Origin of the sequence: Flavobacterium sp., from assembly GCF_043722275.1 — a bacterium.
GTDB lineage: Bacteria > Bacteroidota > Bacteroidia > Flavobacteriales > Flavobacteriaceae > Flavobacterium.
Genome location: NZ_JAYSPC010000016.1, coordinates 1 through 22,658 on the forward strand (window position 1 = coordinate 1; position 22,658 = coordinate 22,658).

Consider the following 22,658-nt stretch of genomic DNA (forward strand, 5'->3'; position numbering starts at 1 on the left):
GCAATTAATTAGATCTAAACAAGAAAAAAATAAATCTTGCGTATTAGGTTTAGCAACAGGTTCTTCTCCTATAAAAGTCTATGAGGAATTAGTGAGAATGCACAAAGAAGAAGGATTGAGTTTTAGCAACGTAATCACTTTCAATCTGGATGAATATTATCCAATGACCAAAGAGAACAACCAGAGCTATCATTATTTCATGCATCAGCATCTTTTTAATCACATTGATATCAACCCTGAAAATATTAATGTTCCTGACGGAACGATACATATTGATGAATTAAATCAATATTGTATTGACTATGAAATGAATATTAAAAATGCCGGAGGACTTGATTTTCAATTATTAGGAATAGGTCGTACAGGTCACGTAGGTTTCAACGAACCAGGATCGCACATCAATTCCGGAACCCGAATTATTACACTGGATCATATTACAAGAGTCGATGCTTCATCAGATTTTAATGGTATTGACAACGTTCCTAAAAGAGCGATTACCATGGGAGTTTCTACCATTTTAAGATCTAAAAGAATTGTACTGATGGCTTGGGGACAAAACAAAGCCGATATCGTCAAAAGAACCATTCAGGGCGATATAAGTTCAGAAGTTCCGGCGACATTTTTACAAAATCACGCCAATGCAACTTTCGTATTGGATCAATCTGCAGCATCAGAATTAACGCGTTTCAAAACGCCTTGGCTCGTTGGAGAATGCATTTGGAATCAGGAATTAAAAAGCAAAGCGATTGTTTGGTTGTGCCAAAAAACAAAACAATCTATATTAAAATTAACCGACAGGGATTACAACAACAACGGAATGTCTGATCTTTTGGCGCAGGAAGGTTCTGCTTATGATTTGAACATCAATATGTTCAACGTATTGCAGCATACCATCACAGGATGGCCGGGAGGAAAACCCAATACCGATGATTCACATCGTCCGGAAAGAGCCAATCCTGCAAAAAAACGAGTAATTCTTTTTAGTCCACATCCGGATGATGATGTGATTTCTATGGGAGGAACTTTTTCAAAATTGATAAAACAAGGTCACGATGTACACGTAGTATATCAAACCTCCGGAAATATAGCCGTTACAGATGATGAAGCATTGAAATTTGCTGAGGTTGCCAAAGATTTTGTTGGTGATGCAGCAAGTTCAATAAACTTTAAATCGATCATTGAATTTTTGAATAATAAGTCAGAAAATCAAATAGATTCTCTGGAAGTTCGAAAATTAAAAGGACTTATTCGTAGAAGGGAATCTTATGCAGCGACAAGATACATTGGTTTAAAAGATGAGAATACACACTTTTTAGATCTTCCGTTTTACGAAACAGGACAAGTAAAAAAGAATCCGTTAGGTGCTGAAGATATTGCCATTGTAAAAGATATTATTGCTAAAATAAAACCACATCAGGTATTTGCTGCCGGAGATCTTGCAGATCCACACGGAACGCACGAGGTTTGCCTGAACGCAATATTTGCAGCAATGAAGCAATTGAAACCAGAAAAATACATGGACGATTGCTGGTTATGGTTGTATAGAGGAGCCTGGCATGAATGGGATATCCACGAAATTGATATGGCAGTTCCGCTTTCTCCATCAGAAGTATTGTTAAAACGTCATGCGATTTTATACCACCAGTCCCAAAAAGACCGAGTAATGTTTCAGGGAAATGATTCAAGAGAATTCTGGGTTAGAGCCGAAGACCGTAACAAAAACACAGCAATTCTATACGATGATTTAGGATTGGCAGAATACGAAGCAATCGAAGCTTTTAAACGTTTTGATTACTAAAATTAAAATTTAGATTCGGGTGAGAGCGAATCACATTACAAAATTCAGATTGATTTCATAATGATAGTGAGGGTTCAGGAAGTCACTCTGAGTTTTGTTTCTTATTATTTAATACCGTTATCTCAGGATAACATCTTTCAAAAAAATTAAAAATGAAATATTTATTAGTCCTACTATTAGCAGGTGTAACATCTAGTGCTCAAATTCAAAAAGAGCAATTAAATCTTATGCCCTGGCCTCAAAGTGTTGTTTTAAACGACGGAAATTTTGCTTTAGATAAAACATTTAAAGTAAACATTACCGGAAATCCTAATCCAAGAATTTTTGGAGGAGTAACTCGTTTTTTGCGTCGCTTAGATGGTAGAACCGGTATTTTTTTCGAACAGGGTTTTATTGCAAAATTAAATGAAGTTCCAAATGCGACACTTCAGATCAATTGTGATAAAGGCGGAAAAATTGGTTTATATGAAGATGAAAGTTATCATTTAGAGATCAAACAAAATCAAATTACAATAAATGCAACCAGCGATTTAGGTGCACTTCACGGCTTGGAAACGTTATTGCAAATGTTGCAAAACACAAATAATTCATTTTATTTTCCAAATTCAAAAGTTTCAGATTTTCCAAGATTTACATGGAGAGGTTTAATGATAGATGCCGCAAGACATTTTCAACCGGTTGATGTTATTAAAAGAAATATCGATGCATTGGCAGCCATGAAAATGAACGTTTTTCACTGGCATTTAGTAGACGATCAGGGTTGGAGAATCGAAATGAAAAAACATCCAAAACTAATTGAGTTAGCTTCGGATGGACAATATTACACACAAGAGGAAATTAGAAATATCGTAAAATATGCTGATGAACGCGGTATTTTGATTGTTCCTGAAATAGACGTTCCGGGTCATGGATCTGCAATACTTACCGCTTATCCGGAAATAGGAAGCAAAGTGATTACATTGACAGGAGGAACATCTGAAAAAAATATTCAGGGAACAGCAATTGCGACCTATGGAATTGAAAGAAATGCAGGTATTTTTTCGCCAACATTAGATCCTTCAAATCCTAAAACATACCAATTATTAAGTGAGATTTTTGATGAGGTTTGTCCGTTATTCCCAGGCGCTTATTTTCATATCGGGGGAGATGAAAACGAAGGTAAAGACTGGGATGCAAACCCGAAAATTCAGGAATTTAAAAAGAAAAACAAATTAGCATCCAATCATGAATTGCAAACTTATTTTACCATGCAATTAGTTCCAATGTTGAAAAAACACGGAAAACAACTCATGGGATGGGAAGAAATTTTGACAAAAAACATGTCAAAAGAAGCCATTATTCATTCATGGAGAGGTCCAAATGAAGGAGTTGCTGCAGGACAATCATTAACAGATGCCGTAAAAAAAGGATACAAGACAGTATTATCAAATGGCTATTATATCGATTTAATGTACCCAATTGCAAGTCATTATTTAAATGATCCGATGCCAAAAGGAGTTGATTTAACGGCAGAAGAAAAAGCAAGAATTCTTGGTGGAGAAGCTACAATGTGGACAGAACTTGCAACGCCAACAACAATAGATTCAAGACTTTGGCCAAGGACAGCAGCAATTGCAGAAAGACTTTGGTCAGCTGAAGATATTACAGATGTAGCAAGTATGCGCAAACGTCTTGAAGTAGTTTCTTTTAGATTAGAAGAACTGGGATTAACACACATTCGCAACAGAGCCGTTATTTTAAGAAATATCGCAAACAATCAAAATATAAAATCCCTAAACGAATTTGCAAATGTTTGCGAACCATTAAAAGGATACACACGTAATAAAGGCGGAACAGAATATCAAATGTATTCACCCTTTACACTTTTTGCAGATGCCTGTACGCCGGATGCTAAAGAATCTTTAGCTTTTGATGATGCCGTAACACAATATTTAGCCAGTAAAACGCCCGAAAATAAAGTAAAAGTAACAACATTTTTCAATAAATGGATTGCAGTAAATAAAGGATTAATCGAACTGAGTGCCAATGCTCCTTTAGTTCAATCGATATTACCATTGTCTAAAAAACTAAATGACGCATCACAGGAATTGTTGCTTGTTTTAGACAAAAAATCCACATTAAAAACAGATGATTTAAAAAATTTAATCGAACAATGTAATTCAAAAGACCATGCTGATGTTGAGCTATCAGTATATACAAGTCTTAAGAAGTTAATATAAAGTTTGGTTTGAGTTAGTATTTAGTAAGTTTTGTTACCATCATTATTAGTAGTTTTTTTTATCTCTGCCAGATTCCTCTCTGGCAGAGATAATATGGTAACGCGCAATACATTCAGAACAATTAATCAAAAAACATAAAAAATAACCATCAAAAAGAATTATTAACATTTAAAAACCAAATAAGAAGAGTAAAAACAAAACATGACAAACCAAGTAGTAAAATTGATGAATCCCAAATTTATCAGTTGTAGTTAACCTAATTTTTTAAACAATTAAATAAATATCAATCAATACTATTTACTAATGATTATGGATGATCGGTAATAGTAGTATTTATTTTTAGAAGTTATATGAATTAATTTCCAATGAGTTGCAATGTTTTCTATTTGCAATAAATTGAATCCCAGTTGTTGTATTTACATGCTTTGTTGGTATGTAAAGTATCGTAATTGGAATATTTATTTTCTATTAACCAATATTAATTTAATTATGAAACATTATTACAGATTGCTTTTTTTGTTACTGTTTCCCTTACTTGCGTTAGCTCAACCGGCTCACGGTAAAAAAGTAGTAGGGTATTATGCGCAATGGTCTATTTATGCCCGGGATTTTAATATCCCCAAAATTGATGGAAGTAAAATTACGCATTTGAATTATTCTTTTTATGGGACAACTTTTGATCCTGCTCATCCGGAGAATACGAAATTATTATGTTTAGATTCCTATGCGGATTTTGAACATATGGAAGGCGGAATTCCTTGGGATGCTCCGGTAAAAGGAAACTTTTATGACTTGATGAAACTCAAGCAAAAGTATCCGCACTTAAAAATTCTTATTTCTGTAGGAGGATGGACAAAAGGTCAGGATCTTTCTCCAATTGCAGCAAGTCCTGTTGCAAGAGCCGCTTTGGCCGCAGATATGGCAAAATTTATTGTAACTTATCCGTTTATCGATGGATTTGACATTGACTGGGAATATCCTCTTTCCGGTGGAACAGATGGTACCGAAGTAATAAACGGAGCACCAATTCCTCCACAAAAGTACAGTCCGGACGACAACAAAAATTTAGTGTATTTATTGAAAGCAATGCGTCAGGCAATGCCAAATAAATTAATCTCTATTGCTGCCGGAAACAATGTTCGTAAAGTTGGATCACAATATTTAGGACCAAACAACAGAACACAATACGGAATGACAGAAGACATTTCGACTTATTGTGATTATATCACGTATTTTGGATATGATTTTGGCGGAAACTGGTATGATAAAACATGCTACAACGCACCTTTATACGCAAGCGGAAATACAAATGATCCGCTTTACGGCGCAGCACAATCTGAATCATTAGACGAATTAACAAATCAATATTTAAATGTTGTTGGTTTTCCTGCGAATAAACTAATAATGGGATTGCCTTTCTACGGAAAAAAATTCGATCATGTAGCGACAAATTCAACAAATGGATTATTCGTTTCAGCACCAAGAGATATTGTTTCAGGATGCACAAATCCGCAAAATCCAACAGGAACATGGGATGGTCCGGCAGCCTGCGAAAAATCAGGAAGTATCGAAATTTGCGATTTAGTGGGGAATCCCGTAACAAATTCACATGCTTATTTAGATCCAAATACCATGTTAGTTACACCAACTGCAGCAGCTGCAGGATGGGTACGTTATTTTGACAACACAACAAAAGTTCCTTACTTATATAATGCTACTTTAAAACAGTTTATTTCTTATGAAGATAAGCAATCAATGGATCTAAAAGTACAATATATTAAATCGAAAAATCTTGCCGGAGGTATGGTTTGGGAATTATCTCAGGATACCAGAGGTTCAATCCCAAATTCATTATTAACTCAGGTTGATACATCATTTGGAAGCATAGTTCCCGGAACAGTAAGTATTTCAGGATCTGTAAAAAACGGAGCGGCTTTAGTTCCAGATGTAACCGTTGAATTGCGCAATGCAAGTAATGTAGTATTACAAACCGTAGTTTCTACAGGTGGTAATTTTACCTTCAGCAATTTAACATCGGGACAAAATTATATCCTTACAGCTTCAAAAGCGACGTATACTTTTACTGCCGTAACCTTAACAAATGTTACAGTAAACCAAACAGCAATTGTTATAAACGGAAGTCAGCCAACTTACACCGTTAGCGGAACAGTTCTTAACGGAGCAACTGCGGTTTCTGGTGTAACAGTTACAGCAACTTCAGGAGCAACAGTTTTAACTGCCGTTTCAAATGCAAGCGGAGTTTACAGCGTAGCAGGTTTAACAGCCGGAATTAATTTTACAGTAACGGCTGCAAAAACAGGATTCTCATATACACCGGCTTCAACAGTTTACAATGCAATTGATTCAAACAAAACGTTGAATTTTGCACAAGGTTTGCCAGTTGTTAATTATACAGTAAGCGGAACTATTTTAAACAATACAACTCCGGTTTCTGGCGTAACAGTTACAGCAACTTCAACAGCAGGAAATTTCACAGCAGTTACAAATGCAAGCGGCGTTTATTCGCTTAGTTTGGCATCTGCAGGAAATTATACAGTAACAGCTGCATTAGCTGGACAAACGTATACTCCGGCTTCAACAGTTTATACTAATTTAAATGCCAATAAAACATTAAACTTCTCTCAGGATGTTGTTGTAATTGGTACAAACAAAATTAGCGGAACAGTTAAAAACGGAACAAATCCGGTTGCTGGTGCAAAAGTAGAAATAGTTTTACCGTGGACAGATAACACACACAATTGGAAAAGTGTTATTGCAACAACAGATGCACAAGGAAAATACAGTTTTGATAATGCAGTTGTAGCAGGATATACAACAGTTACAAGTTTAAAATTAAATAGTTGGGAAAACGGAGAAGTGGTTTATTTACCTTCTAATCTGGCGAACTTTGCAGTTCCTGCAAACCCAACAGTTTATAATTTTAATACAAGTTCTACCGCAAAAGCAGCTTTGGCGAGTACAAACTTTATTAGCGGTTCTGTAAAAAACGGAACAACTGCTGTTGCAGGAGCAAAAGTAGAATTGGTTTTACCTTGGACAGATAATACACACAACTGGAAAAGTGTTATTGCAACAACAGATGCATCAGGAAATTATAGTTTTGATAATACAGTTGTTGCAGGATATACACAGGTTTTAAGTTTAAAATTAAATGCATGGGAAAATGGTGACGTGACTTATTATCCAAATAACTTAGCCAACTTTGCAGTTCCAACAACTCCAACGGTTTATAATTTTAATAGACAAGCGGTGGTTGCGACTAAACCAGTAGTTACCATTACAGCGCCAACAGCTTCGGCGATTGCCATAAATTTAGGATCAGCAATTAATTTTGTTGCAAGTGTTGGATTAAGTGCTGCTGATGCTACTACAATCTCATCGGTTGTATTTAGTTTAGATGGACAAACCTTGAGTGCTACCAATTCTTCAGGAACTTATACATCGATCTGGACACCAGCAGCAAATCAGTTTTCGCTTAGTCATACGTTAACCGTTACGGCTACTGCATCAAACGGAACAACAGATTCAAAAACATATAGTTTTACATTAAATTGTTCAGGTGCAAACTGCCCAAATTCATTGCCTGTAATTACTTGGAATTCACCATCGAATACCACTGTAAACCAAAGTTCTTTCCAGGTTGTACCAATTTCGGTTACAGCTATTGATAGTGACGGATCAGTTTCAGGTGTTACGATTACAATAAATGGAGGTACATTTAATATGACAGCAGGTGCAAATAATACCTATACGTATAATTTTACACCATCTGCTTATCAGGATTATCCAGTTGTAATCAAAGCAACAGATAATAAACCTGCTGTAACTACATTAAACAATACAATTAAAATTGCTCCATTGAGCACAAATAGATTTATTGCACTTCCATCTAAAATTATTTTAGGATATGCACATTCTTGGGAAAATACTGCTGCTCCATTTTTATATTTTTCTCAAATGGTGGGAAGTAAATTTAACGTAGTTGATTATTCTTTCGTAGAAACAGTTAATCGTGATGGTTATACACCAATTTTAACTACAAATGATACGAGATATTTGACTAATGGTGTTTTCAATAAGCAATTGTTGAAAAATGATATAAAATCCCTAAGAGATAGCGGCGTTCCTGTTATTATTTCTATTGGAGGTCAGAACGGACATGTTGTTTTAGACAATGTAACTCAAAAAAATATTTTTGTTAATGGTCTGAAAGCAATTATTGATGAGTATCAATTTGACGGAGTTGATTTGGATTTTGAAGGCGGATCAATGAATTTTAATGCAGGAGGTTTAAGAGATATTTCTTATGCGGGTATTTCTGCTTATCCAAGATTAAAAAACATAGTAGATGCCTGCAAAGAATTAAAAGCCTACTATGGCCCTGGATTTTTATTAACAGCAGCTCCGGAAACACAATACGTACAAGGAGGATATTCTACCTATACAGATACTTTTGGTTCATTCTTACCAATCATTCAAAACTTACGTAATGAATTAGATTTGTTAGCGGTACAATTGTACAATACAGGAGGAGAAAACGGATTAGATGGTCAATATTATGGTTCAGCTAAAAAAGCAAACATGGTAACAGCCCTAACCGATATGGTGATAAAAGGATATAACATTGCTACAACAGGAATGCATTTTGATGGTTTACCGGCCTCAAAAGTTCTTATTGCATTACCAGCTTGTCCAAGTGCAGCAGGCAGCGGTTATTTAACGCCTACAGAAGGAATTAGTGCTATGAATTATTTAAGAACCGGAACCACATTTTCAGGAAGAACATACACTATGCAGCCAGGCGGACCATATCCTTCTTTAAGAGGTTTAATGACCTGGTCTGTAAACTGGGATGCATCTTCTTGTGGTAATTCATCTGAATTATCTAAAGCATATGCCGCTTATTTTGCTTCGCAATCGACAGCAAAAATGCTATCATTAGATAAAATCGAAGCAAATGGTAAAACGATCGCTTATTTCAAAAACGATTTATTATCAGTTACAAATGACACCGAAGATATTGCACAGGTTGATGTATTCAACACAATCGGACAATCAGTTCTAAGTCATAAAAACATTCAGAATAACAAAGAAATCTTGCTTCAAAACCAAAGTTTCACAACAAAACAATTGTTTATAGTTGTAGTAACCGACAAAGCAGGAAACAAAAAATCATTCAAAGTAATGAACTTTTTAAACTAAAGTTCAACGAATGAAAATCTAGAAATAAAAAAATTGGAACGGTTAAAATTGAGTTTGGTTATTTATTTTTTAATCTAGTTTTTATTTCGAATAAATGCATCAAGTTTAGGTGATTTGTTATTTGGTTTTCACCTAAAGGAGAGCATTATGAACCTGACAATTTTATTGTCAGGTTTTTTTTTGTTTGAAACAATTTTTAATTATTTAAACTTCCAAATAAGGATCTAAAATTTCTGCCAGTTTATTAAGCCAGTAAAAATTATCTTCAATATTCTTTATTTCAGATTCTATAGTTTCACATCCTCTCATAACGCTTAACGAAAGTGCATTATTTACTTCCCGTATCATTTTTGCCATTTCTTTAGAATCAATATCATCGGTAAAAAAAATGTTTAATCTGGTTTCAACTTCATTTGAAAGGTTATCTTTAGTCATTGTCTTTTTTTTTTAGCAAATTTAAAGAACATTTATTTTTGATAGGACACAAATTTGTGTCAAAGCGATGTATATCTTGATATTAGGTTAAAAAAACAAAAATATTTTAACGTAAAGGTGCATTGTAGAGACGCACAGCAGTGCGTCTCACGTTCCAATTAGAAATCTGCAAAGATGCAATCCTTGGATTAGGCGCACTGCTTTGCGTCTCCTACGGATAAATATTGCGTATATATTTTGTTGGTAAAACAAATGCTAGACGTAATGATAGATTGTAGAATCAGATTGGCAGAATTGAAAGAGCGAAAATAATATAGGCATAAAAACTCTTATACCAATTGCAAATGCTTTGGATATTGAACTTAAAGAATTGCTCAGATTTCATTTAAAATAATTATGAGCAATTTTTTTAGGAGCTAATCCCGCTATCCGCTCCAATCTTTTATGTTTTTAAAGAAAAAACATAAAAGGATTTCCACTTCTATCGGGGCTATGACATTAGGCCTCATAAGCACTTTACTAATATTAACATTGGATAAAAACACAAGTAACCCCAATATTGTCATCCTGACGAAGGAAGGATCTCCGCAAGATACTCCGTACAGAATGTTGCCAATCTTTGGCGAGCTACTCACGAAGATCCTTCGTTCCTCAGGATGACAAAAATGGCGAGTAAAAAAAAATGAGAATAAAAATCAGTGTAAATCCGCGTTTTCGCGATAACGAATCCGTGTCATCCGTGTGCCATTTTTTTGCGCAATAATTTTAAGTACTTTTGATCACAATAATAGTATTCAAAATTCCATGCAGAAATTCATTAGTCTAATTACACTTCTTTTCATTTTTACAATAAGTACAGCCCAAAATAAATTTGAAATCCCTGAAGTTGACCCAATCCAAATCCAGAATAACTTCAGCAATTGGTCAATATACCAAAGCAAAAACATCATGCTTTCCAGAGATTTTATAGCATTGGATTCAAATTCAAAAGAAATTTCAAAAGAATCTTTTTTAGACCAATTAGCAAACGGCAACTTCATACCAATTCAGTTAAAATCAGAAGATTGGATTTATTATTATATGTTATTTAAAATTCAGTCCAATTCGGATACTAGTATAAAAGCCACGATCAACCAAATCGCTTTTGACGCACTTAAGAATTACAAAATGGAAGGAACCCCTTTTCCTAAATTCTCCTTCAAGGATTTAAACGGAAATCTCGTGACAAACGAATCCATGAAAGGAAAAATAATTGTTATAAAATGCTGGTACATTCATTGCACGCCATGCATAAGGGAATTTCCCCAGGTAAATAAACTAGCAGACGAATACAAAGACCGAAAAGACATACTATTTATAAGTCTGGCCGAAGATTCCCCCGAACAATTAAAAACATTTTTAGCCAGAAAACCATTGTCATATTCTGTAATTCCGGATATGAAAATTTATATGAATGAAACACTCGATTTAAATGCTTTTCCCACACATTTTATTCTAAACAAAGAAGGTTTGATTTCAAAGGTTCTGCCTAATTTTGAAAGTTTAGAAGTAGCGCTTACGAAAGAAAGTAAATTGTAGTTTTAAACCATATAAGTGATATAAGATATTATAAGTTTAGTTTAAATAGCAAAACTTTCTAATTAATCTCGTAAAGTGCGAAGTTGCAAAATTTTTTCTTTTAGCATTTTGTAAAGTTAATTAGCATAGTTAAATGAACTTACATCACATATAAGGTGAAAATTTCACCCCGAAGTTCCTTTGCAACTCTGAACCTTTTTCCGTACTTTTGCACAAAATTAATTAAAAAGACATTCATGTTAACAGTCAATAATTTATCAGTTCAATTTGGCAAACGAATTTTGTTTGACGAAGTAAATACCACATTCACACACGGAAATATTTATGGAGTTATTGGAGCCAATGGTGCTGGAAAATCTACTTTTCTAAAAATCATTTCAGGCGATATTGACCCAACTTCCGGACACATACATTTAGAACCGGGAAAACGTATGTCGGTTTTAACCCAAAATCACAATTTGTTCGATGAGCATACGGTTTTGGAAACTGTTTTGATGGGAAATAAAGTTCTTTATGCTGTTAAAAAAGAAATGGATGAACTTTATTTAGACTATAACGACAAAAACGCAGACAGAATTGGAGAACTACAAGTTCAGTTTGAAGAAATGAACGGTTGGAATGCAGATTCTGATGCTGCTTCGATGTTGTCTAATCTAGGAATCAACGAAGAGCATCATTATACATTAATGGGTGATCTTGAGGGAAAAATTAAAGTTCGTGTGCTTTTGGCGCAAGCCCTTTTCGGAAATCCTGATTTGCTTATTATGGATGAGCCTACTAATGATTTGGATTTTGAAACAATCGCATGGCTAGAAAACTTCCTTGCAAACTACGAAAATACAGTAATCGTTGTATCTCACGACCGTCACTTTTTAGATTCAGTTTGTACACATATTTCGGATATTGATTTTGGAAAAATAAATCACTATTCAGGAAACTATACTTTCTGGTACGAATCCAGCCAATTAGCGGCAAAACAACGTGCACAGCAAAACAAAAAAGCAGAAGAAAAGAAACAGGAATTAGAAGAATTTATTCGTCGTTTTAGCGCCAACGTTGCAAAATCAAAACAAGCAACATCCCGTAAAAAAATGATTTCTAAATTGAATATTTCAGATATTAAGCCTTCAAGCCGTCGTTATCCGGCGATCATTTTTGATCAGGATCGTGAAGCAGGAGATCAAATTTTGAATGTTGAAAATTTAGAAGCTTCTGTAGAAGGCGACCTTTTATTTAAAGGTGTTCATTTGAATATGGCAAAAGGCGACAAAATCGTTCTTTTCTCAAAAGATTCACGTGCTACAACAGCATTCTACGAAATCTTAAACAATCAGCAAAAGGCAGATGCAGGAACTTTCGATTGGGGAGTTACTACCAATCAGGCATATTTACCGGCAGAAAACCATTCATTTTTCGAAAATGATTTGACATTAGTAGACTGGTTACGTCAATACGCAAAAACCGAAGAAGAGCGCGATGAGGTATTTATTAGAGGATTCTTAGGGAAAATGATTTTCTCAGGAGAAGAAGCTTTAAAAACAAGCCGTGTATTATCAGGAGGAGAAAAAGTACGTTGTATGCTTTCGAGAATGATGATGGAAAGAGCAAATATTTTAATGCTTGACGAACCAACAAATCACTTAGATCTGGAATCTATAACGGCATTTAACAACTCTTTAAAAAACTTCAAAGGTTCTATAATTTTCACAACACATGATCACGAGTTTGCACAAACTGTTGGTAATAGAGTAGTGGAACTTACACCAAACGGAGCAATCGATCGTTACATGACATTTGATGAATATTTAGACGACGAAAAAGTTCAGGAATTAAGAACAAAAATGTATACTAAATAAAACATAATTTTATATAAAAAGAAATCCCGTTCGGTAATCGAACGGGATTTTTTTATGTTTACTTTTTTCCGAAAAGCTTAGCGAATACAAAGATGATTATTGCAACAATAAAAATCACAATAAAGATCCCGAATCCCATTCCGGCTTTAAAAATGTCTCCAATAACTTCGCAACTTGTAAATGAAAATAGTATTACGAATACCATTAACAAACGTGTAATGTTCTTTTGCATGATTTTGCTGTTTTAATTGTTTTAAAAAGAATTTAATATTCTAATTATCGTACAATAAAATTACTTCAAACAACAAAAAAATGTGTTATATAATTTTACGGGAAAGTTCTATGATTTGGAGATTATTTAGATAGAATTATCGTTTTTTAGAGAACATGCTCATGAGAATTTTTCAGACACAGAAACAATTAGCTTTAATATTCTGTGGTTATTTCGTATGTAGATTTTATTTTGATACTATCATTTGATACTATAAAAAGTAGTCATTATGAATGATTGGAGTTAATTTTATTTCAAATATTATCATAAGAAGAAGACAAGAAAAGAAAATACGGCTATATGCTGCAAAATAATCCCCTTCCAAATACATGAGAGCTCCAGCGGAGCATAATATTTATAGCTTAATTAATATGTTCAATGGTTAAAGCTCCAGCGGAGCGATATAATATTTTGAATTCAATACATGCCACCCCGCTGGGGTTCATATGAAATAATCTATAATCTGCTATAAATATAACGTCCCGCTGGGACTATAATATGATGATCTATTTGATAATCAAGCTCCAACGGAGCGTAATTTTTATTGATAATCAATGTGTTCGTTCGGGAGTTAAAGCTCCATCGGAGCGATATATTATTTTGAATTCAATACATGGCACCCCCGCTGGGGTTTACCTGAAATAAACTATAAATCTGCTATAAATATAACGTCCCGATGGGACTATCATGATGAATATAAATTACGATAACATTTCAATCAACTGAATCTTATTCCCGCATGTATCATCTAAAATCGCAATTTTTACATTTCCCATTTCAGTTGGTTGCATGCTAAATTCTACGCCAAGATTAATCAATCGGCTAAATTCATCCTGAAGATTGTCAACATTAAATTGTGTATATGGAATTCCGGCTTCAAAAAGGGCGCTTTGATATGTTTTTGATGGTTCAAAATGATTGGGTGAAGGTTCTAATAAAACTTCAACTCCGTCTGGTTCATCTTTAGAAACTACAGTTAACCATCGGTTATTTTCACCTAAAGGAATATCGTGTTTCATTATAAAATCTAATTTTTCCGTATAAAATTGCAATGCTTTTTCTTGGTCTTGAACTGGGATTCCTATGATTTTTGCTCTCATGATTTTACATTTTTAAATGGACTATTTTTTCGTCCATACTCATTTTTTATATCTATCAATTGCAATTCCATACAATTATCTAAAGTTAGAAAATGAATTGATTTTGATGCTTTGCCTTCTTGGTATTCTTTTAGTAAATCTTTCCATATTGTTGGATAAAATATACCTAATGAAAAGAATATTAAACAAGGAAAAGTAAAGTTACCATTTCCAATTAAATAAGCTTGCATTTTGATTTCATCTTTCATTGTCATTTCATATTCTAAAATGATGTGTTTTAGATCATGGTTTTCAAATTTCGGAATTAATCTATATTGTTTATTGTCGAGCATATCTGCAACTTCACGTCCAACAGTTCCAATTTGTAAAGTTCTTAAATGATTTAGTTTTGGAGCTAAATAATCTTTTCCATGAATGAGTTCTAAAAGCCAAATAATTCCTCCTGTGATTTTTAGATTTTTTAATTGTTGAATTATGTTGATCATTTAAAGTTTAAAGATAAAGTTGATATAGATTGCAGGCACGGAAAGAATTTCCGCGCTATCGGTGTCGCTGTCTGGGCGGTCTTTTTTTTTATTTTAAGCAGTAAATCAATTAATGATCGTTTGTGTGAAAATTATTTATACACCACCTCTCTTAGGAAATGGGGGTCTCCAGGGCGGAACAATTACTTTTTTTTCAAAATGTATAAAGGTTTTATTGTGTTGTAATTTTATATTAACAATATATTCTTGAGGTCCTAAATGTAAGGTATCAATTTTCATATTGAAATTTCCATTGAGAGAATTTTCCGATGATGAAAATGTAATAATTTTCATGTTTTTATTTTCATGGTTAATTTTGAAATTTGCAATTATCGTTTGTTCATTAATGGAAATTTGCAGCGAATGTCCTGATATGTTTATAAATTGATTTCCAATATCAAAATATTTATATATTGAATTTGGTGAAAGTAAATCTTTACCATTTATTATTATTTTTGTTGCATTCCAATTTCCTTTCAGATATAGATTTCCAGAGTCCTTCACTATAAAAAATACACCAAGACTTACTAATATACCTAATATTACTATTTTTAGTATGTTAAGCTTTTTTTTTAATGGAATTGTATTTTCTGTGTGAGCAGAATTACGAATAGATTTCTTTTTTTGCATTATGTGCTTAAAAATATATTAAATTATATTTTTGCTAAAATATAGCTTTTAATTAAAACTATTAATAATGTAAGATTTTGTTTTCAAAATTAATATTGGAACAGAGAGTTTAGTGATGATATGATTAATAATAAAAACCAGCCACCAAATCAAAAAAAAATATTTCCCCACCCAACACCGCAACAAATAAATTCTGATTTCGTATATTTGCCCAACCAAACATCACACTTAATTATGAGCCAAAAAGTATTACTTAATTCAAAAGAAGTTACTATCATACTCCATCGTTTGGCTTGTCAGTTAATCGAAAAACACTTAGATTTCTCAGATACTATTTTAGTCGGAATTCAGCCGAGAGGCGTTTTTTTAGCTGAACGTTTAAAACAAATATTAGAAAACGAATATCAGGTTCCTGAAATTTCATTGGGATATCTGGACATCACTTTTTTTAGAGATGACTTTCGCCGAACTGATAAACCATTAGAAGCCAACAAAACACAAATAAATTTTATAGTCGAAAACAAGAAAGTCATTTTTATTGATGACGTTTTGTTTACCGGACGAAGCATTCGTTCTGCATTAACAGCGATTCAATCTTTTGGGCGACCATCAGAAATTGAATTATTGGTTTTAATCGACAGACGTTTTAGCCGTAATTTACCCATTCAGCCCGATTATCGCGGTCGTCAGGTAGATGCAATTAATGACGAAAAAGTAAAAGTAAGCTGGAAAGAAAACGAAGGTGAAGACGCAGTTTACCTGATAACGAATTAGTTTAATCGTAAATCGATTAATTGTTTAATCGGATAAATCGTTAAATTGTTTAAACGCAAAAATGAGACGATTAAACATTTAACAATAAACAAACAAATCAACGGTTAAACATTAAAACGAATAAACAATAAAATGACAGAGAACGAAACGTTTATTTATGAATCAATTTTTAATCAGATCAGAATGGGATTTCTTTCCCTTGATGAGATTCAGGAAAACATCTTAGAAGAAATTGAAGACAACGAATTTGAAGATGAAATTTCAGAAGAGTGGGCTTTTGATAAAATAAAAGAAGAATACCAAAAGTTACTTGTAGAAAGTAAACAATGGAAAAGTCCAACAGATACTGAAAGGCTAATAAAAGCGTTTGATGAATTAGGTGATGAAAATATTGTCGCGCTTCATAACGCAGGTTATACCACAACCGAAGGTGAATATGAAGTAGTTGAGGTTGAAAGAGAATTGCAGGAAAACGAAGTAGAATCTGATGGTTATTGTTTTTATCATGGACAGGATTTGGCAAGAGCAATCGCAGTCGAAAATCCAAGTTTGTTTATCGCTTTTCAGAAAGTAGATAATACGGATGATGCAACAACAATAGAAATAGGGAAAGTAGTTGCCGAAGTTTTAATAAATAACGATTTTAAAATAATCTGGAATGGTTCTGCAAAAACAAAAATTGAAATTCCGGGTTTCAGATGGCAAAAGATTTTTGATGAAGATGCAAGAGATCTCCAGGATTACAGTGAAGTTGTAGACAGAATGGTTCAATAAAATAACGGCTTTTTAAAGTAGTATTGAAAGACTGAATGTTTCAGGAATTCAGGAATTTGTCAAATAAATATTAAAGAAATAAAAATGAAAGAATTAAGCGTAAATCATTTATTAGGAATAAAATACATCAACGAGAATGATATTAACCTGATTTTTGAAACTGCCGATCATTTTAAAGAAGTCATTAACCGACCTATTAAAAAAGTTCCTTCATTACGAGATATTACGATTGCTAACATTTTCTTTGAAAACAGTACCAGAACAAAACTTTCGTTCGAGTTAGCACAAAAACGATTATCCGCCGATGTTATTAGTTTTTCGGCAGCTCAGTCTTCGGTTAAAAAAGGAGAAACCCTGATTGATACAGTAAATAATATCCTTTCCATGAAAGTTGACATGGTTGTAATGCGCCACTCCAATCCCGGAGCGGCTTATTTTTTATCTAAAAATGTCAAAGCAAGTATCGTAAATGCCGGCGACGGAGCACACGAGCATCCTACTCAGGCTTTATTAGACAGTTATTCCATCAGAGAAAAATTAGGTGACGTAGCCGGAAAAAAAGTAGTAATTGTGGGTGATGTTCTGCATTCAAGAGTTGCCTTATCAAATATATATGCTTTGAAAATGCAAGGTGCAGAAGTAAAAGTTTGCGGACCAAAAACATTGATTCCAAGATATATTGAATCGCTTGGAGTTACGGTTGAACCAAATTTGCGAAAAGCCTTAGAATGGTGCGATGTTGCGAATATGCTTCGGGTTCAAAACGAACGTATGGATGTCAACTTTTTTCCTTCAACACGTGAATATGCACAACAATACGGAGTCGATAAACCCCTATTAGATTCTCTTGGAAAAGAAATCGTAATCATGCACCCGGGACCAATTAATAGAGGAGTGGAGATAACTTCTGAAGTTGCAGATTCTGATCATTCAGTGATTTTGAATCAGGTAGAGAATGGTGTAGCGATCAGAATGGCGGTGATTTATTTATTAGCGTCTAAGATTCAGTAGGTTTAATTTTTAGTTTTCAGTCGCAGTTTTCAGTTTCAATTTACAGTTTGCCGATCTGTAGTAGTTTTCATTTGTCCCCCTGAGCGAAGTCGAAGGGCGCACCAATTAGAACGGGGCTTCGACTCCGCTCAGCCTGACAAAGCTAAAAACCTGAAATTAATTTTTATCACAAAGCTTTGTTTAACCAGCTTTGTGAACTTTGTGTTTTTTCAACATAATATAAGTTAAAAATCTTTGCGGCCTTTGCGGTAAATTCTCAATTCAACATGAAACTATTTTTTACCACAAAGCTTTGAATTGATCTAGCTTTGTATTTACTAACCGCAACGCAAGAAAAAAAACTTTGAGTGCTTTGCGGTAAATTTTTTTCATTCACTCTGCAAAGCTTTGTATTGATCTAACTTTGCGAACTTTGTGTTTTTTCAACGTAATATGTATAAAAAATCTTAGCGACCTTGCGGTAAATTCTCATTTCAACCTGAAACAAAAAATAAAACTAAAAAAATTGTACCTTAGCTTTTGAAATAAGCGCCCATATATAAGAAGATGAAAGTAGATCAAAAAGGACATACCGTTACAATTAAAGATACACAGGGAGATTTTAATGCTTTTCTGGAGAAAGTAACGCAACAGTTTAAAACCTTTGAAAAACAAAATATTATAATCGATTTATCAGCTGATTCAGGATTGACTGAGAAAGATTTGAAACTTTTTTTACCACTTTCGAAACAACAAAAAAAATCAAAAAAGTCATTTGTAATTGTAGTGGCAGATCTTGATTTTAATGCTATTTCTGATAAATTAATTGTCGTTCCTTCTCTTTTAGAAGCACACGATATTATCGAAATGGACGAAATAGAAAGAGACCTCGGCTTTTAAAATTGGTTTAATTGTTTACCCGGTTAATTGTTTTGCATTTTAATCAATTTACGATTAACAAATTACCAATTTTACGATTTAACAAATAAAACAATTAAACAAATAAACATAAAATTGAAGCTTACCATACTTGGCTGTTATGCCGCAACTCCCAGAACTCTTACTAATCCGACTTCGCAGGTTTTAGAAATTAAAAACAGATTGTTTTTGATTGATTGTGGCGAAGGAACTCAGGTTCAATTGCGTAAAAACAAGATTAAATTCTCAAAAATTAATCACATTTTTATTTCGCATTTGCACGGAGATCACTTTTTTGGGTTAATTGGAACCATTTCTACATTTGCACTTTTAGGTCGCACAACTGATTTACATATTTACGGTCCAAAAGGAGTGAAGGAAATCATTACGTTACAACTGAAATTATCGAATTCCTGGACAACTTATGAATTGTTTTTCCATGAATTAGAGTCGAAAGAAAGCGAAATTATTTTTGAAGATAATCGCGTAATTGTCACAACGATTCCGTTAAAACATCGCGTTTATACAAATGGATTTTTGTTTCAGGAAAAACCCGGCGAAAGAAAACTGAATGTTGAAGCAGTTCAGCAATATGATATTCATACCGCATATTATCAAAAGATAAAAAATGGCGGCGATATTACGCTTGATGACGGAACTGTAATCGAAAATGAGAAATTATCTTTTGATCCAATTCCTGCATTGAGTTATGCATTTTGTTCTGATACCGTATATCACGAAGCTATAATTCCGATTATAAAAGATGTTGATGTTTTGTATCATGAAGCTACTTTTTTAGAATCCGAAGCTGCTTTGGCACAAAAAACATTGCATTCAACAGCAAAAGAAGCTGCAACAATCGCACTTAAAGCAAATGCCAAACACCTTGTTTTAGGTCATTATTCTACACGTTATGACGGAATTGAGCGTTTTAAAGAAGAAGCCGAAACCATTTTTCCAAATGTTTTATCCGGAGATGATGGAGTTAGTTTTGAATGGTAAAAGTTATGAATTATGAGTTATGGGTTATGAGTTGATTTGTAACTATTATAAGTTATCATTCAATCTAAAATCTAAAATCAACAATCTAAAATCAGCAATCATGAATGATTTAAGCAATTATAGAAAATCTTACGAGAAAAGTGAATTATTAGAATCTAATATTCCTGAAGATCCCATTAATCTTTTTAACAGATGGTTTCATGAAGTCGAGGATTTCGGCGCAAGCGGAGAAGTAAACGCTATGACGGTTTCGACAATTGGATTAGACAGTTTCCCGAAATCAAGAGTTGTTTTATTAAAGAAATTTTCTGAAGAAGGTTTTATTTTCTACACCAATTATGATTCAGAAAAAGGAAAAGCAATTACGGCAAATCCGCATGTTTGTTTGTCGTTTTTTTGGCAGGAAATGGAACGTCAGGTGATTATAAAAGGAATTGCACAAAGAACTTCTGAAAATATATCTGATGGTTATTTTGATTCCCGTCCTGACGGAAGTAAATTAGGTGCGATAGTTTCTCATCAAAGCGAAGTGATTCCTTCCAGAACATTTTTAGAAGATAACCTCAAAAAACTAGAAGCTGAGTTTGAAGGAAAACCAATTCCGAGACCGGATAATTGGGGAGGATTTTTAGTAACTCCTTTAGAAGTAGAATTTTGGCAGGGAAGACCTAACAGGCTGCATGACAGAATTCGCTATCAAAGCCAATCTGATTTTTCATGGAAGATAGAACGCTTGTCTTCTTAATGTAAGATTTTTATTTTAAATAATACATATAATATGTAGTTCATCGATTAATTTTGTAGTTTGCCGATAAATTGAATATGTTTGGAGAAGAAAAACAAGAACAATTTATTGAAATAATATATTAAGGAATTTGCCCCAACATCTACTTTAATTTTAACTGCTATTGATTTATGAAAAAGATTATGTGTGCCATGATGTTCGTTGTGATGCTTGTTACAATGAACTCATGCTCAGCAGACGACAGCGCCGAGGCAACAAACAATAGCACTACAACAGGAACTCTGATTACGAACTACGCGTATAACGATTCAGAGATTGAAACCATGAAACTTATTAACGATTATCGAGTAAGTATTGGTTTAAATGCATTAGAAAAAATAAATCATATTTCGTTTAAATGTGAGGAGCATAATAAATATATGATCGCGAACAATGTTGTTGATCATAATGATTTTACTTCACGTTCAGATAATATTATTGCTGTTTTAGGAGCTAAAAAAGTAGGCGAAAATGTAGCTTATAATTACAAAACATCTGAAGCTGCGTTAAAAGCGTGGTTAGATAGTCCCGGACATAAAGCAAATATCGAAGGTGATTATACACATTTTGGTTTATCAGTAACTACTGATGCGACCGGAAAAAAATACTATACGAATATATTCGCAAAAATTTAGATATATTATTGGACTGGTTGGTTTTAGGAGTCGTTGTGAATCGTAGATTTACAACGACTTTTTTGCTTACAAAAAAAAAATCAAACTCCAATAACGCATTTTTTTTTTATTGACTAATAGAATTTAACCGCAGAGTACGCTAAGATTTTTATAGGTATGGTTTAAAAACACAAAGTTCGCAAAGCTTTGTGTTGATCTGGCTTTGTGAACTTTGTGTTTTTGATGCTAAAGTAAAATTAAATCTTAGCGGACTCTGCGGTTAAAATTCTACAGTTTTTGTTTTGACTTCATTATTATTGGAATTTAGAATTTCAAAAAATTTGGAATTTATCCTTTATAGTTCGGTAATAATAAATTCGCTTCTTCTGTTCATTTGATGTTCTTCTTCGGTACATTTTACATCGTCAGAACAGCCGTTTACAAGTTGGGTTTCACCATAACCTTTTCCCGTTAATCGGTTTTTGGCAACACCATTTTTAACCAGCCATGAAATAGTCGATTTTGCTCTTCTGTCAGATAAAGATTCGTTGTATTTAAATGTCGCCCGACTATCTGTATGCGAACGAATGTCTAATTTCATTGTTGGATTATTATTCAATACATCGAGAATTTTCTCTAAATCTATCGCAGCTTCGGTTCTGATATTGGATTTATCCAAATCAAAATAAATCATTTTAATTCCGAAACATTTTCCTAAATCATCGCCAATTGTGACTTTGCAGGTTGATTTTTCTAAAGCAATTAGCAAACTTGTTTTCCCTGTCAATTTGCTAATCGTTACACTTACTTCTTTAGTGGTATAATCTTGTTTTTCGGCTCTTACATTATATGTTTTTCCGCATTCTACGGGAAAAATATATGCGCCGTTCCCATCAGAAATTGTCGTGTTTTTTATGTTTTGACCTTCATATAAAGTAATTTTTGTTTCGGGTAAAATCATATTTGTTGCAGCATCAGTAATTATTCCGTTTAATTCCTGAATACATTGTAATCTTCGGGTTTCCAGAAATTTATAAATATCATCAGAACCTTTTCCGCCATCTTTATTAGAACTAAAATAACCTCGTCGGGAAACCGGATCAATAATATAAGCAAAATCATCTTTAGGCGAATTTACATCGGCTCCCAAATTCTGAATGTCGCTAAT

At 33.5% G+C, this 22,658-nt stretch carries 18 protein-coding genes; 12 read left to right on the forward strand and 6 right to left on the reverse strand.

Features of this window, described 5'->3' with window-relative positions; translation table 11 throughout:
• The 3 genes from nagB to chiA form a co-directional block, all read left to right on the forward strand.
• Positions 1–1,798: glucosamine-6-phosphate deaminase (gene nagB, locus ACHZDT_RS02665; protein ID WP_394773119.1), on the forward strand; the 1,798-nt coding region annotated here is incomplete at its 5' end.
• A gap of 152 nt (positions 1,799–1,950) precedes the next feature.
• Complete coding sequence (locus tag ACHZDT_RS02670) at positions 1,951–4,017, forward strand: beta-N-acetylhexosaminidase (RefSeq protein ID WP_394773120.1); 2,067 nt, start codon at positions 1,951–1,953, stop codon at positions 4,015–4,017.
• Positions 4,018–4,506: 489 nt separating this feature from the next.
• Positions 4,507–9,240: a T9SS-translocated chitinase ChiA gene (gene chiA / locus ACHZDT_RS02675; RefSeq protein WP_394773121.1), complete on the forward strand. Its 4,734-nt coding sequence runs from the start codon at positions 4,507–4,509 to the stop codon at positions 9,238–9,240.
• Positions 9,241–9,444: 204 nt separating this feature from the next.
• Here the strand turns inward: chiA and ACHZDT_RS02680 are convergent, their stop codons facing one another.
• Entirely contained in the window at positions 9,445–9,675 is a 231-nt protein-coding gene (locus ACHZDT_RS02680) for a hypothetical protein (protein WP_394773122.1), read from the reverse strand.
• An 804-nt stretch (positions 9,676–10,479) separates the two neighbouring features.
• Between ACHZDT_RS02680 and ACHZDT_RS02685 the strand changes: the two genes are divergently transcribed.
• Together ACHZDT_RS02685 and ACHZDT_RS02690 are read left to right on the forward strand one after the other, a co-directional pair.
• Positions 10,480–11,253: a TlpA family protein disulfide reductase gene (locus ACHZDT_RS02685; protein ID WP_394773123.1), complete on the forward strand. Its 774-nt coding sequence runs from the start codon at positions 10,480–10,482 to the stop codon at positions 11,251–11,253.
• A gap of 236 nt (positions 11,254–11,489) precedes the next feature.
• Positions 11,490–13,109: an ABC-F family ATP-binding cassette domain-containing protein gene (locus ACHZDT_RS02690; protein ID WP_394773124.1), complete on the forward strand. Its 1,620-nt coding sequence runs from the start codon at positions 11,490–11,492 to the stop codon at positions 13,107–13,109.
• Positions 13,110–13,167: 58 nt separating this feature from the next.
• Here ACHZDT_RS02690 and ACHZDT_RS02695 read toward each other — a convergent pair whose 3' ends face one another.
• The 4 genes from ACHZDT_RS02695 to ACHZDT_RS02710 all read right to left on the reverse strand — a co-directional run bounded on the left by ACHZDT_RS02695 (position 13,168) and on the right by ACHZDT_RS02710 (position 15,634).
• Complete coding sequence (locus ACHZDT_RS02695; protein WP_394773125.1) at positions 13,168–13,341, reverse strand: hypothetical protein; 174 nt, start codon at positions 13,339–13,341, stop codon at positions 13,168–13,170.
• Positions 13,342–14,081: 740 nt separating this feature from the next.
• Complete coding sequence (locus ACHZDT_RS02700) at positions 14,082–14,480, reverse strand: VOC family protein (protein ID WP_394773126.1); 399 nt, start codon at positions 14,478–14,480, stop codon at positions 14,082–14,084.
• The gene (locus tag ACHZDT_RS02705) at positions 14,477–14,965 is read right to left on the reverse strand and encodes a hypothetical protein (RefSeq protein WP_394773127.1); all 489 of its coding nucleotides are present in this window, start codon (positions 14,963–14,965) and stop codon (positions 14,477–14,479) included. The genes ACHZDT_RS02700 and ACHZDT_RS02705 overlap by 4 nt, the downstream gene beginning before the upstream one ends.
• 135 nt (positions 14,966–15,100) lie before the next feature.
• Positions 15,101–15,634 carry a hypothetical protein gene (locus ACHZDT_RS02710; protein WP_394773128.1) on the reverse strand — a complete coding sequence of 178 codons (534 nt, stop codon included), beginning with the start codon at positions 15,632–15,634 and terminating at the stop codon, positions 15,101–15,103.
• 234 nt (positions 15,635–15,868) lie between these two features.
• Between ACHZDT_RS02710 and pyrR the strand changes: the two genes are divergently transcribed.
• The 7 genes from pyrR to ACHZDT_RS02745 all read left to right on the forward strand — a co-directional run bounded on the left by pyrR (position 15,869) and on the right by ACHZDT_RS02745 (position 21,511).
• Complete coding sequence (gene pyrR / locus ACHZDT_RS02715; RefSeq protein WP_078005278.1) at positions 15,869–16,408, forward strand: bifunctional pyr operon transcriptional regulator/uracil phosphoribosyltransferase PyrR; 540 nt, start codon at positions 15,869–15,871, stop codon at positions 16,406–16,408.
• Between the two features lie 132 nt (positions 16,409–16,540).
• Positions 16,541–17,182, forward strand: coding sequence for a DUF6891 domain-containing protein (locus ACHZDT_RS02720; RefSeq protein WP_394773129.1), 642 nt, complete (start codon positions 16,541–16,543; stop codon positions 17,180–17,182).
• Between the two features lie 84 nt (positions 17,183–17,266).
• Positions 17,267–18,193, forward strand: a complete 927-nt coding sequence (locus ACHZDT_RS02725) for an aspartate carbamoyltransferase catalytic subunit (protein WP_394773130.1) — start codon at positions 17,267–17,269, stop codon at positions 18,191–18,193.
• Positions 18,194–18,739: 546 nt separating this feature from the next.
• Entirely contained in the window at positions 18,740–19,072 is a 333-nt protein-coding gene (locus ACHZDT_RS02730) for a ribonuclease Z (RefSeq protein ID WP_394773131.1), read from the forward strand.
• A 114-nt stretch (positions 19,073–19,186) separates the two neighbouring features.
• A complete protein-coding gene (locus ACHZDT_RS02735; protein WP_394773132.1) occupies positions 19,187–20,092 on the forward strand; it encodes a ribonuclease Z in 906 nt (301 codons plus the stop codon).
• 100 nt (positions 20,093–20,192) lie between these two features.
• Positions 20,193–20,837, forward strand: coding sequence for a pyridoxamine 5'-phosphate oxidase (pdxH, locus tag ACHZDT_RS02740; protein ID WP_394773133.1), 645 nt, complete (start codon positions 20,193–20,195; stop codon positions 20,835–20,837).
• 170 nt (positions 20,838–21,007) lie between these two features.
• Entirely contained in the window at positions 21,008–21,511 is a 504-nt protein-coding gene (locus tag ACHZDT_RS02745; protein WP_394773134.1) for a CAP domain-containing protein, read from the forward strand.
• Between the two features lie 334 nt (positions 21,512–21,845).
• Here the strand turns inward: ACHZDT_RS02745 and ACHZDT_RS02750 are convergent.
• Positions 21,846–22,658: OmpA family protein (locus ACHZDT_RS02750; RefSeq protein WP_394773135.1), on the reverse strand; the 813-nt coding region annotated here is incomplete at its 5' end.

What these genes read in the sequence shown, in the direction of transcription:
- ACHZDT_RS02670 (WP_394773120.1), top strand. Translation starts at nt 1,951, where the DNA reads ATGAAATATTTATTAGTCCTACTATTAGCAGGTGTAACATCTAGTGCT.
- chiA (WP_394773121.1), top strand. Translation starts at nt 4,507, where the DNA reads ATGAAACATTATTACAGATTGCTTTTTTTGTTACTGTTTCCCTTACTT.
- ACHZDT_RS02680 (WP_394773122.1), bottom strand. Translation starts at nt 9,675, where the DNA reads ATGACTAAAGATAACCTTTCAAATGAAGTTGAAACCAGATTAAACATT.
- ACHZDT_RS02685 (WP_394773123.1), top strand. Translation starts at nt 10,480, where the DNA reads ATGCAGAAATTCATTAGTCTAATTACACTTCTTTTCATTTTTACAATA.
- ACHZDT_RS02690 (WP_394773124.1), top strand. Translation starts at nt 11,490, where the DNA reads ATGTTAACAGTCAATAATTTATCAGTTCAATTTGGCAAACGAATTTTG.
- ACHZDT_RS02695 (WP_394773125.1), bottom strand. Translation starts at nt 13,341, where the DNA reads ATGCAAAAGAACATTACACGTTTGTTAATGGTATTCGTAATACTATTT.
- ACHZDT_RS02700 (WP_394773126.1), bottom strand. Translation starts at nt 14,480, where the DNA reads ATGAGAGCAAAAATCATAGGAATCCCAGTTCAAGACCAAGAAAAAGCA.
- ACHZDT_RS02705 (WP_394773127.1), bottom strand. Translation starts at nt 14,965, where the DNA reads ATGATCAACATAATTCAACAATTAAAAAATCTAAAAATCACAGGAGGA.
- ACHZDT_RS02710 (WP_394773128.1), bottom strand. Translation starts at nt 15,634, where the DNA reads ATGCAAAAAAAGAAATCTATTCGTAATTCTGCTCACACAGAAAATACA.
- pyrR (WP_078005278.1), top strand. Translation starts at nt 15,869, where the DNA reads ATGAGCCAAAAAGTATTACTTAATTCAAAAGAAGTTACTATCATACTC.
- ACHZDT_RS02720 (WP_394773129.1), top strand. Translation starts at nt 16,541, where the DNA reads ATGACAGAGAACGAAACGTTTATTTATGAATCAATTTTTAATCAGATC.
- ACHZDT_RS02725 (WP_394773130.1), top strand. Translation starts at nt 17,267, where the DNA reads ATGAAAGAATTAAGCGTAAATCATTTATTAGGAATAAAATACATCAAC.
- ACHZDT_RS02730 (WP_394773131.1), top strand. Translation starts at nt 18,740, where the DNA reads ATGAAAGTAGATCAAAAAGGACATACCGTTACAATTAAAGATACACAG.
- pdxH (WP_394773133.1), top strand. Translation starts at nt 20,193, where the DNA reads ATGAATGATTTAAGCAATTATAGAAAATCTTACGAGAAAAGTGAATTA.
- ACHZDT_RS02745 (WP_394773134.1), top strand. Translation starts at nt 21,008, where the DNA reads ATGAAAAAGATTATGTGTGCCATGATGTTCGTTGTGATGCTTGTTACA.